Annotated in this window: 15 protein-coding genes; all 15 read left to right on the plus strand. The window is 39.2% G+C overall.

Annotated features, from left to right (window positions below; genetic code table 11):
- The first annotated feature begins 83 nt into the window (after nt 1-83).
- Complete coding sequence (locus ACYSNU_RS18470; protein ID WP_461738564.1) at nt 84-1,316, plus strand: hypothetical protein; 1,233 nt, start codon at nt 84-86, stop codon at nt 1,314-1,316.
- On the plus strand, nt 1,309-2,382 hold the full coding sequence (locus tag ACYSNU_RS18475) for a hypothetical protein (RefSeq protein ID WP_461738565.1): 1,074 nt from the start codon (nt 1,309-1,311) through the stop codon (nt 2,380-2,382). The genes ACYSNU_RS18470 and ACYSNU_RS18475 overlap by 8 nt, the downstream gene beginning before the upstream one ends.
- Nucleotides 2,383-2,541 (plus strand): hypothetical protein, encoded by a 159-nt coding sequence (locus ACYSNU_RS18480; RefSeq protein ID WP_461738566.1) that lies wholly within the window; start codon nt 2,383-2,385, stop codon nt 2,539-2,541.
- 280 nt (nt 2,542-2,821) lie between these two features.
- On the plus strand, nt 2,822-4,234 hold the full coding sequence (locus ACYSNU_RS18485) for a DEAD/DEAH box helicase family protein (RefSeq protein WP_461738567.1): 1,413 nt from the start codon (nt 2,822-2,824) through the stop codon (nt 4,232-4,234).
- 80 nt (nt 4,235-4,314) lie between these two features.
- Complete coding sequence (locus tag ACYSNU_RS18490; RefSeq protein WP_461738568.1) at nt 4,315-4,788, plus strand: capsid assembly scaffolding protein Gp46 family protein; 474 nt, start codon at nt 4,315-4,317, stop codon at nt 4,786-4,788.
- Nucleotides 4,789-4,791: 3 nt separating this feature from the next.
- Nucleotides 4,792-5,703, plus strand: a complete 912-nt coding sequence (locus tag ACYSNU_RS18495; RefSeq protein ID WP_461738569.1) for a phage major capsid family protein — start codon at nt 4,792-4,794, stop codon at nt 5,701-5,703.
- A gap of 1 nt (nt 5,704) precedes the next feature.
- On the plus strand, nt 5,705-5,998 hold the full coding sequence (locus tag ACYSNU_RS18500) for a hypothetical protein (RefSeq protein ID WP_461738570.1): 294 nt from the start codon (nt 5,705-5,707) through the stop codon (nt 5,996-5,998).
- Entirely contained in the window at nt 5,988-6,383 is a 396-nt protein-coding gene (locus ACYSNU_RS18505; RefSeq protein WP_461738571.1) for a phage Gp19/Gp15/Gp42 family protein, read from the plus strand. The genes ACYSNU_RS18500 and ACYSNU_RS18505 overlap by 11 nt, the downstream gene beginning before the upstream one ends.
- Nucleotides 6,376-6,714, plus strand: coding sequence for a hypothetical protein (locus tag ACYSNU_RS18510; RefSeq protein WP_461738572.1), 339 nt, complete (start codon nt 6,376-6,378; stop codon nt 6,712-6,714). The genes ACYSNU_RS18505 and ACYSNU_RS18510 overlap by 8 nt, the downstream gene beginning before the upstream one ends.
- Nucleotides 6,707-6,943 carry a hypothetical protein gene (locus ACYSNU_RS18515; RefSeq protein ID WP_461738573.1) on the plus strand — a complete coding sequence of 79 codons (237 nt, stop codon included), beginning with the start codon at nt 6,707-6,709 and terminating at the stop codon, nt 6,941-6,943. The genes ACYSNU_RS18510 and ACYSNU_RS18515 overlap by 8 nt, the downstream gene beginning before the upstream one ends.
- Entirely contained in the window at nt 6,944-7,279 is a 336-nt protein-coding gene (locus ACYSNU_RS18520) for a hypothetical protein (protein ID WP_461738574.1), read from the plus strand.
- Nucleotides 7,280-7,290: 11 nt separating this feature from the next.
- Nucleotides 7,291-7,863: a phage tail tube protein gene (locus ACYSNU_RS18525; protein ID WP_461738575.1), complete on the plus strand. Its 573-nt coding sequence runs from the start codon at nt 7,291-7,293 to the stop codon at nt 7,861-7,863.
- Nucleotides 7,860-8,123, plus strand: coding sequence for a hypothetical protein (locus tag ACYSNU_RS18530; protein ID WP_461738576.1), 264 nt, complete (start codon nt 7,860-7,862; stop codon nt 8,121-8,123). The genes ACYSNU_RS18525 and ACYSNU_RS18530 overlap by 4 nt, the downstream gene beginning before the upstream one ends.
- A gap of 11 nt (nt 8,124-8,134) precedes the next feature.
- Complete coding sequence (locus ACYSNU_RS18535; protein ID WP_461738577.1) at nt 8,135-8,512, plus strand: DUF5361 domain-containing protein; 378 nt, start codon at nt 8,135-8,137, stop codon at nt 8,510-8,512.
- Nucleotide 8,513: 1 nt separating this feature from the next.
- A partial coding sequence (locus ACYSNU_RS18540) for a phage tail protein (protein WP_461738578.1) occupies nt 8,514-10,518 on the plus strand: 2,005 nt, incomplete at its 3' end.

Consider the following 10,518-nt stretch of genomic DNA (forward strand, 5'->3'; position numbering starts at 1 on the left):
TACCCACCCCACCGGCGGCTTGCCCGTACTTCACGCCGTCACTGTACATTTTTTCTCGCGCGACATTTTAAGGAGTTGAAAAAATGGAATCAAAAGGCATTGAATACTTACGAAAAAAGCTTGAATCACATAAACAAAGAGTGGATATGCGCTATAGGCAATACGCTATGCAATACACTGATAGAAGTGTAGGCATCACTATTCCAGAAGAAATTAGACGACGATATCGCTCAGTTTTAGGTTGGTGTGCAAAGGGTGTTGACAGCCTTGCGGACCGCTTGGTGTTTCGAGAATTTATCAATGATAATTTTGAAGTGAATGAGATTTTTCAAGCGAACAATCCAGATGTGTTTTTTGATAGTGCGGTGCTTTCAGCGTTGATTGCATCGTGTTCTTTTGTTTATATTTCAAAAAATGACGATGACGTCCAGTTGCAAGTGATAGAAGCTAGCAATGCAACAGGAATCATTGACCCAATCACAGGGTTACTGACTGAGGGATATGCGGTGCTTAGTCGTGACGAGTATGATAAACCGATTCTTGAGGCTTATTTTACACCAGGGCAAACAGAGTACTATCCGAAGGACGGCAAACCCTATTCAATTGAAAACGAAGTTGCATATCCGTTGTTAGTACCGATTATACACAGACCGGATGCAGTGAGACCATTTGGGCGGTCACGAATCACTCGTGCAGGCATGTATTATCAACGTTATGCAAAACGTACACTAGAGCGAGCGGATGTTACAGCAGAGTTTTATTCATTCCCACAAAAATATGTAAGCGGACTAAGCCAAGAAGCTGAACCGATGGAGAGTTGGAAAGCAGCTGTTTCTGCTATGCTACAGTTTACAAAAGATTCGGATGGTGAAAAACCTGTATTGGGTCAATTCGCAACCTCTAGTATGACACCATTCACAGAACAACTTAAAACAGCGGCTGCAGGTTTTGCTGGGGAAACAGGCTTAACCTTAGACGATTTAGGTTTTGTATCAGACAATCCCTCATCGGTCGAAGCTATCAAAGCTAGTCACGAAAACTTACGACTAGCCGGACGCAAAGCGCAACGCTCACTCGGTTCAGGGTTATTAAACGTCGCTTTTCTTGCTGCATGTTTGCGTGATGACTTTCAATACTCACGTTATCAGTTCAGCGATACAACACCCAAATGGGAGCCGTTGTTCGAGGCGGATGCAAGTTCGCTAGCATTGATTGGTGATGGAGCTATTAAAATTAATCAAGCTATCCCGGAATATATAGGTAGTGAGACCCTTCGAGATTTGACAGGCATTAAAGGAGCGAATAGCAATGGATAAAGATATTGTTCCTGAGCTATTAGAATTGATTGAAAAAGAGTTCAATACAAAAACACTGCAGAGTGCCAAGCTAAAAAAAGCTCTAAACCTTTTAAAATCAAAGAAAGTCAATTATCTTGATGTAAATGATTTTGCTGTCGAAGTGGGTGAAATTTTATCCGATGTATTCAAAAGTACTATCACGGCAGATGTACTACCAGACAATAAAATGTACTACAATATTGCAGAGCGTATTTTGAACAATAGACTGAAAAATAATTATGACTTAATATCCAGTTATGCAAATGATGTGCAAACAATATTAAATCATGAAGCGGGATTAAAACTAAAAGCGCAATCCCCAGTTCTTAATCAAGACCGCATTGACGGACTGGTTAACAAACTGACTGAGTATGACGATTTTGAACTTGCCAAGTGGTTGCTAGATGACCCAATCGTTAATTTCTCTCAAAGCGTTGTAGATGATGCAATTAAAACTAATGCAGATTTCCATTTTAATGCTGGCTTATCTCCTAAAATCACAAGGCGTGTATTCGGGCACGCTTGCGAGTGGTGTAGGAATTTAGCTGGAACGTATGATTATCATAGTGAGCCTGACGATATTTACAGGCGGCATGAGCGTTGCCGTTGTACTGTTGAGTACAATCCAAAAGATGGACGTGGAGTCCAAAATTCTCACACGAAAAAATGGCGAACAGCTCAAAAGCGTGCTAAAATAGAGGGGAGAAAAAATCTCGGCTTACCACAAAATGATATCCAATTACCTAGATCAGTTAGTGCAAAAGCCAAAGATATTTTTGCTAAGCATGATATACCTGTTCGTGGAGAGACATCAATTAAGAGTGGCTCAACCATAAAGCAAGTAAACATCATTGCTGGTAAAGGCGTTGGGCGACAGATTGACGATATAAATCGATTGGTTCGTGAGAATCCAGGTTCTAAGCCTAGTGACTGGCAGAAGGTTACTGGTATTGCTGAAATGAGCAATGGTAAAAAAGCGGAGGTTCATTGGTACCAAGCCAAGAATACTGGTAAAATAGAATTTAAAGTAAAGAGGTGGTTATAATTGAAAGTCAAATATATTGGTAAGACAGAATCATTTACATTCGATAATGGACAGATTTACGAAGTATTATCCGTCGAAAATGAATGGTACAGAATTGTTGATAAATCTGGCGAAGATTATTTATACCCGCCAGAAGATTTTGAAATAATTGAGGAATAGCACCCAATCATTGAAAAATGAGTGAGTGCTTTTTTTGTACCTAAAATTAAGGGGGGATGAAATGAGTACAATCTTATTTTGTGTGGGGCAGCTATTATAAGTTCTATTACTTTTGCATTGTGCATTATAATTGTTGGCTCAGCCTTTCGTGCAATTAAAAAGAAGTAAAAATAAACATGGATGAAGATGATGAAGAATACTGGGAAGCAGAAGACCTAGGTATCTATTAAAACATCCCAGCGACAGGGTTATCATGCGAGAGATTGAAAGGGGATAGTTTATGACTACTAAAGTAAGATTTGGTAATCAACATCCTACTCAATCGGTAATATTACCATATACTAATACGTTGTATCAGCAAGCTGTAGACATATATCAAAAAACGAAACAAGAGTGTTACGACTGGCAATTGAACATGCTAGCGCCAATCATGGCCATAGATGATGACGGATTATGGATACATCAAAAATTCGGTTATTCGTTGCCACGGCGTAATGGTAAAACAGAAATCATTTACATGCTTGAACTATGGGCATTAGAAGAAGGTTTAAGTACTTTACACACAGCTCACCGAATCAGCACTTCTCATGCCTCGTTTGAAAAAATGAAAAAATATTTAGAACAATCTGGCTATGTTGAGGGTGAAGATTTTAATTCAATCAAAGCTAAAGGTCAAGAACGTTTAGAGCTATATTCCACTGATGGTGTAATCCAATTTAGAACAAGGACATCAAGTGGTGGACTAGGCGAAGGCTTTGACTTTTTGGTCATTGATGAGGCGCAAGAGTATACGACAGAACAAGAATCAGCATTGAAATATACCGTAACTGATAGCGAAAATCCTATGACAATCATGACTGGAACACCACCAACACCAGTTTCAAGTGGTACAGTTTTTACGAATTTTCGAGAGAACTTGTTGTTTGGTCAATCAAAATACGCCGGATGGGCTGAGTGGTCTGTTGATGAGGAAAAAGACATCCATGACATTGAAGCGTGGTATAATTCTAATCCTTCCATGGGATACCATCTAAATGAGCGTAAAATTGAAGCCGAATTAGGTGAGGATAAGCTAGATCATAACGTGCAGCGTTTGGGTTACTGGCCTAAATACAATCAAAAGTCAGCCATATCCGAGCAAGAGTGGAAGGCTCTGGCAGTTAGCGGATTACCAATCCTTAAAGGTCCTCTGTATGTTGGTGTCAAATATGGCAATGATGGTACTAACGTTGCTATGAGTATTGCGGTTAAAACTTTATCGGGAAAAATATTTATTGAATCCATTGACTGCCAATCAATTCGAAATGGGAATCAGTGGATTATTAATTTTCTCAAAAATGCGAACATGGCTAGCATTACAATCGACGGCGCAAGTGGCCAAAGCATTCTAGCTCAAGATATGCAAGAGTTTCGCATTATTAAAAAACCTATACTACCAACGGTCAAAGAGGTGATCAATGCAAATGCTTTATGGGAGCAAGGAATATATCAAAAGACCATTTGCCACGCTGACCAACCATCACTCGCAACAGTAGTTACTAATTCCGAAAAGCGCAGCATCGGCACTGGTGGAGGTTTTGGCTATAAGTCGCAATTTAACGATATGGATATTAGTTTAATGGATAGTGCTTTACTAGCACACTGGGCATGTCACAATGACAAACCGAAACAAGTACAACAAATTAGGTATTGAACGGCTATATTATATAGTCGTTTTTTTAATACACAAAATTACCGATACCACCGGGTCAAGTGGGAGAAAGGGCGATTATCATGACAGATTTTACACCAATTACAACACAAAAAGAGTTCGATAAAGCAGTTCAAGCTAGAGTTGTAAGAGAACAAGAAACTTTAGCTAAAAAATATAGTGATTATGACGAACTCAAAAAACGCAATACAGAGTTAGAAACAGAAGCCAGAACCTTCAAATCAACTATTGAAGAGTTAAGTAATACTGCTAAAACTCATGAGCAAACAGTAACTGATTTAAACGCAAAAATCGCTAGTCAAGAAACGGCTAGTATGCGAACTAGAATCGCATTGCAAAATGGGTTGCCGTTTGATTTAGCAGATAGACTTGTTGGCGACGATGAGGAAAGTATCAAAGCAGATGCAGAGCGTTTAGCTGGATTTGTTAGCAAACCAAAGCCGATAGCTCCTTTAAAATCGGTAGAACCAAATATTAGCGATGAAAATAAAAACTGGTTACAAACAGCCAGAGACCTAAATGGAAAAGGAGAATAAAAAATGACTCAAAAAGCAGGAACTTTATTTAATCCAGAATTAGTAACAGAACTTATGACAAAGGTACAAGGCTATTCAGTTTTAGCCAAATTAGCTTCACAAACAGCAATTCCTTTTAATGGAACTGAGCAATTCATTTTTAATTTAGAAGGAAATGCTCAAATTGTGGGAGAAGGTGAACAAAAGAAAGCTGGAGAGTCTTCTCTAACTTCAAAAGTAATCAAACCAGTCAAATTTGTTTATCAAGCGCGCATCACTGATGAATTCAAGTATGCTTCAGAAGAAAAACAAATCAGCTATTTAAAAGCTTATGCAGATGGTTTTGCAAAAAAAATCGCTGTAGGTTTTGACCTTGCAGCTATCCACGGATTAGAACCAAAATCAATGACAGATGCGTCATTCAGAAATACAAATTCGTTTGACGGTGTAATTACAGATAATGTTATCGCGTTTAACGCTGGCACTATTGATGATGATATTGATACGGCAGTTCAAACCGTTGTCGCTAGTGGAAGCGATGTGACAGGTCTAGCATTATCGCCATTAGCCGGACAAAGCCTTGCGAAGCTAAAAGTTGCTGGAGTTGTTCAGTATCCAGAGTTTCGTTTTGGTCAAAATCCAAATTCTTTTTATGGTATGCAATCTGATATCAATAAAAACTTGGTTACTGTTGGCGGAACGGCACGCACAAATCATGTAATCGCTGGTGATTTCAGCAATATGTTCAAATGGGGATATGCTGAAAATATTCCAATGGAAATCATTGAATATGGTGATCCTGACGGAACTGGCCGTGACTTAAAAGCATACAATGAAATTTGTTTGCGTACAGAAGCATTTATTGGATGGGGAATCTTAGACACTCATGCATTCGCTAGAATTGAAGAGGCCCCAGCAGAAGGCGGAGGCGAATAATATGAAATACAAAAATAAAAACACAGGCTTCATCATTGAAACTCCAAGCAAGCTTTTAGGTGCTTGGGTACCTTATGATCCGAAATTAGCAAAAAAATCGGAACCTGTTGTGACTCCAGCTCCTGAACAAGCACCTCAAGCAACAGAAACACCAGAAGAAAACACAGGCAATGCAGATTTTGACAACATTACTCGTGCCCAAATCATGCAAGAGCTTGACGCTTTTAATATCAAGTATGATAAACGTGCTAATAAACAAACACTCTATGATTTGATGATGAACCATGGAAAATAAACCATTTGCAACCGTTCAAGATGTCATCGATTTATGGCGTTCACTAAAACAGGAGGAGACCGCTCGGGCTGAAAAGTTGCTTGTAGTGGTCTCTGATTCGTTAAGAGTGGAAGCTAATAAGGTAGGTAAGGATTTAGATGAAATGGTGGTAAGTAGTTTGTCTTACGGTACAGTCGTTAAGTCTGTAGTTGTAGACATCGTTGCACGCACACTGATGACATCAACTAACCAAGAACCGATGACACAGACGTCTGAGAGTGCGTTGGGTTATTCATGGTCAGGTTCATATTTAGTTCCAGGTGGCGGATTGTTCATCAAAAATACTGAGCTTAGTCGTCTTGGTTTGAAACAACAGCGTTATGGGGTGATTGACTTTTATGGGTAATATTAAAGGGATTACAATCCAATTAATGGAACAAGTGAAAACAGGAACTGATCCATTTGGTAAACCTATCTACGAAGATAAGCCTGTAGATGTGGAAAATGTTCTTGTTAGCCCTACATCATCCGATGACGTTATCAATCAGCAGTCGTTAACTGGTAAAGTCGCTGTGTATACGCTGGGTATTCCAAAAGGTGACACGCACGAATGGGAGGATAAGGAAGTCTTATTCTTTGGCAAACGCTGGCGTGCATTTGGATTTCCTACAGAGGGCATTGAGGATATGATACCTCTTGATTGGAACAAGAAAGTGATGGTGGAGAGGTTTGGCTAATAGCAAGTTTAAGATTAATTATTCAGGTGTTGGCCAGCTGTTGAAATCGGCTGAAATGCAAAACGTTTTAGAAGAAAAAGCGACAGCTATCAGAAATCGTGCAGGGGAAGGGTATAAACAAGATACTTTCGTCGGTAAAACTCGGGCCAATGCAATGGTTTTCGCTGATACTTATCAAGCGAAAAAAGAAAATATGAAAAATAATACGTTGCTTAAGGCGGTGCGGTAAATGATTGAAATCACAATAAAAGAATTTCTTGATAATCATTTATCTGTGTCCGCATTTTTGGAAAAGCAAGGTGAAATGCCTGAAAGCTATGTTTTGTTTGAAAAAACAGGTAGCGGAAGTAAAAATCATATTCCTTCTTCTACTTTTTCCTTTCAAAGCTATGGACCAACATTGTATAAAGCCGCATTGTTAAATTATGAATTGAAGGAAGTGTTAAAAGGTTTAATCTCTCTTGATGAGATTACGAGTGTTAGGTTGAATAGTGATTATAATTTTACAGATACAGAAACGAAAAAATACAGATATCAAGCAGTATTTGATATCGGTCATTACTAGGAGGGATTACATTGTCAAATGTAGAAAATGTTTCCACAGCGAAACCGAAGGTTGGCGGAGCAATCTATTCGGCTCCTCTTGGAACAGCGTTGCCAACGAACGCATCAATGGAGTTAGATAAAGCATTTAAAAGTTTAGGTTACATTTCAGAAGATGGACTGGTTAATTCTAACACGCCTTCTTCAGAAAAAATGAAAGCGTGGGGCGGCGATACAGTTGCGGTTGTTCAAACGGAAAAAGAAGATACCTTTACGTACACCCTGATTGAAACAATGAATGTTGATGTTCTCAAGGAAGTCTATGGGACTGCCAACGTATCTGGCGATCTATCAACTGGGATTACAATTAAAGCAAATTCCTCTGAACTAGAAGAGCATTCGCTTGTTGTGGATATGGTTTTAAAAGCAGGCATACTGAAGCGTATGGTTATCCCTACCGGCAAGGTATCGGAAATTGGCGAAATATCTTACGCTGACGCTGATGCTATTGGTTATGAAACGACTTTAGATGCACTCCCAGATGAAAAAGGAAATACACACTATGAATATATTCAGAAACCAACGTCGGGAGGAGCTTCTAAATGATTAAAGGGAAAACGAAGTCCGGATTTGTCTATCAAATTTCAGAAGACTGTTTAAACGATTATGAGTTGTTAGAGATGGTCGGACAGTTAGAAGAAGAACCACTTATTTTAACAAAAGTAGTAAATTCGGTATTAGGCGCAAAACAAGCAACTGCTTTAAAAAATCATGTTCGTACCGAAGATGGTCGAGTGCCGCTAAATATTATGGAAAGCGAATTGACGGAAATTTTTCAAAATCAAAATGAAACAAAAAACTTCTAACCCTCGCCGGGATGATGCGTCTAGATAAAGATGCGCTTCTATGCGATCTTGCAGAAACATATCAAATATACGACTATAGGCAGCTTCCGTTAAATACGGTAGCTGTCTTTTCTTGCGGTTTGAGGGACTCTTCTAGAATAAAAATGAAATTGAATGATCAAAAAGTATCTTTAGATACTTTAATTTTGGCAAGCATACGAGATACTACAGCGCTTCTTTTATGGTCTAAGACTAAAGACGCTCAAAAGAATATTAATAAGCCAACTCCGATAGTGCCAAACTTGCTTCGTGAAAAACAGCGAAATGACAAAGTTATTTCGTTTCGTTCAGGCGAGGATTTCGATTTTGTTAGAAACAATTTGATAAATAATTCCGAAAGCGAGGGATAGCATGGCAACAGAATTAGGAAAAGCTTATGTCCAGATTGTTCCATCTGCAAAGGGGATTGGCGGCTCTATCCAAAAACAACTCTCCGGTGAGGCTGACGCAGCAGGAACTAGCGCCGGGAATCTTATTGGTGGTAAGTTAGTAGGCGCAATCGGTAGTGTTATCGCGGCCGCTAAAATCGGCGAAATGATAGTTAAAGGTATATCTTCGTCAATATCGGAAGGTGCCGCCTTACAGCAATCTTTAGGTGGTATTGAAACTCTTTTTAAAGGTAGCGCTGACAAAGTGAAACAATACGCAAATGAGGCATATAAAACAGCTGGTCTTTCAGCCAATGATTATATGGAGAATGTCACAAGCTTTAGCGCAAGTCTCCTACAATCAATGGGCGGAGACACTGAGAAAGCGGCTGACGTTGCAAACATGGCAATGGTTGATATGTCTGATAATGCCAATAAAATGGGTACCAACATGACGGACATTCAAAATGCATATCAAGGATTTGCAAAGCAAAACTACACCATGTTGGACAATTTAAAGTTAGGGTATGGCGGAACAAAGGAAGAAATGCAACGATTGTTAGCTGATGCTGAGAAACTGACGGGTGTTAAATATGATATTAACAACCTGTCTGATGTTTATAGCGCAATTCACGCAGTACAAGAAGAACTAGATATTACTGGGACCACTGCGTTAGAGTCAGCAGAGACATTTAGTGGGTCACTAGCTTCGATGAAAGGGGCCTTATCCAATGTACTAGGAAATCTGGCTCTTGGACAAGATGTTGGACCTGCACTGAATGCTCTTGCTGAAACTGTGTCAACATTCTTATTTGGAAATTTCATTCCTATGGTCAGTAATATTTTGACTGCTCTTCCTGGTGCAATTGTGACATTTATGTCTGCGATGGGCCCGCAAATTATGACGGCCGGTAGTCAATTACTAACGCAAATCGGTACCGGTATAACGACTGGAATTCCCAATTTTCTCGTGACATTTCAAAATGTTATTACCAGTATGTTTACTTGGATAACCGAAAATTTACCAGCCTTCTTGGAAGTGGGTGTTCAATTTTTAACCAATATCGCAAATGGTATCCTTCAGTCATTGCCTCAATTAATCACAACAGCTGTTTCACTTATCAATACGTTTGTGGAATTTATAATGGTAAATATCCCTGTAATTTTAGAATCAGGCAAAAATCTTTTACTATCATTGGTTAGCGGTATTATAAGCAACCTCCCGGCTATCGGACAGAGTGCTAGTCAAGCAATCAGCACTTTTATCGAGACTGTATTAAGTAATTTGCCGCAGTATGTAAGCACGGGGTGGTCTATATTAATGTCACTGGTAAGCGGAATTCTCCAAAAATTACCCGACTTATTGTCAGCAGCTGGAAAGTTAATGATTGATTTTATCGGCATGCTTGTGTCAAAAATTCCTGACATTTTGTCTGCCGGCTTACAAATAATTGGAGCCCTTTTATCAGGAATTGTTCAAAAAATACCTGAAGTTCTTTCCTCTATAGGAAGGATGGGAAACGATTTGATTCAATCAGTTACTGGGATTGATTTGTTCGGGGCTGGCAAAGCTGTTATTGATGGTTTTGTAAATGGATTAAAAGGGGCTTGGGAAACTGGAAAAAATTTTATTGGCGGAATTGGAGATTGGATTGCTGAACACAAAGGACCAATCTCTTATGATAAAAAATTGTTGATACCAGCCGGTAAAGCAATAATGGATGGCTTGAATAATGGACTGAAAAATCAATTCAAAACTGTGAAGCAAACTGTATCTACTATGGCTGAGGACATAGCGGGAAGCTTTGCTTCAGAGTCAAGCACCTTACAGCTGCACCCTTCAATTGATATGGTTGATAACCAGCTAAACGAGCTAAGGAACAAAAGCATGGCGTCTGAAGTGTTGCAAACCATTAGTTTTGGAAAGCAATTCTCAAATCCTCTGGAAGACAGTTATATTCGACGATTGGAACAGCTTTTATCACGGC

Source organism: Enterococcus sp. LJL120 (assembly GCF_054871765.1).

Coding starts and splice junctions, on each gene's coding strand:
- ACYSNU_RS18475 (WP_461738565.1), top strand. CDS start 1,309: ATGGATAAAGATATTGTTCCTGAGCTATTAGAATTGATTGAAAAAGAG.
- ACYSNU_RS18510 (WP_461738572.1), top strand. CDS start 6,376: ATGGGTAATATTAAAGGGATTACAATCCAATTAATGGAACAAGTGAAA.
- ACYSNU_RS18520 (WP_461738574.1), top strand. CDS start 6,944: ATGATTGAAATCACAATAAAAGAATTTCTTGATAATCATTTATCTGTG.
- ACYSNU_RS18470 (WP_461738564.1), top strand. CDS start 84: ATGGAATCAAAAGGCATTGAATACTTACGAAAAAAGCTTGAATCACAT.
- ACYSNU_RS18535 (WP_461738577.1), top strand. CDS start 8,135: ATGATGCGTCTAGATAAAGATGCGCTTCTATGCGATCTTGCAGAAACA.
- ACYSNU_RS18505 (WP_461738571.1), top strand. CDS start 5,988: ATGGAAAATAAACCATTTGCAACCGTTCAAGATGTCATCGATTTATGG.
- ACYSNU_RS18500 (WP_461738570.1), top strand. CDS start 5,705: ATGAAATACAAAAATAAAAACACAGGCTTCATCATTGAAACTCCAAGC.
- ACYSNU_RS18495 (WP_461738569.1), top strand. CDS start 4,792: ATGACTCAAAAAGCAGGAACTTTATTTAATCCAGAATTAGTAACAGAA.
- ACYSNU_RS18485 (WP_461738567.1), top strand. CDS start 2,822: ATGACTACTAAAGTAAGATTTGGTAATCAACATCCTACTCAATCGGTA.
- ACYSNU_RS18530 (WP_461738576.1), top strand. CDS start 7,860: ATGATTAAAGGGAAAACGAAGTCCGGATTTGTCTATCAAATTTCAGAA.
- ACYSNU_RS18490 (WP_461738568.1), top strand. CDS start 4,315: ATGACAGATTTTACACCAATTACAACACAAAAAGAGTTCGATAAAGCA.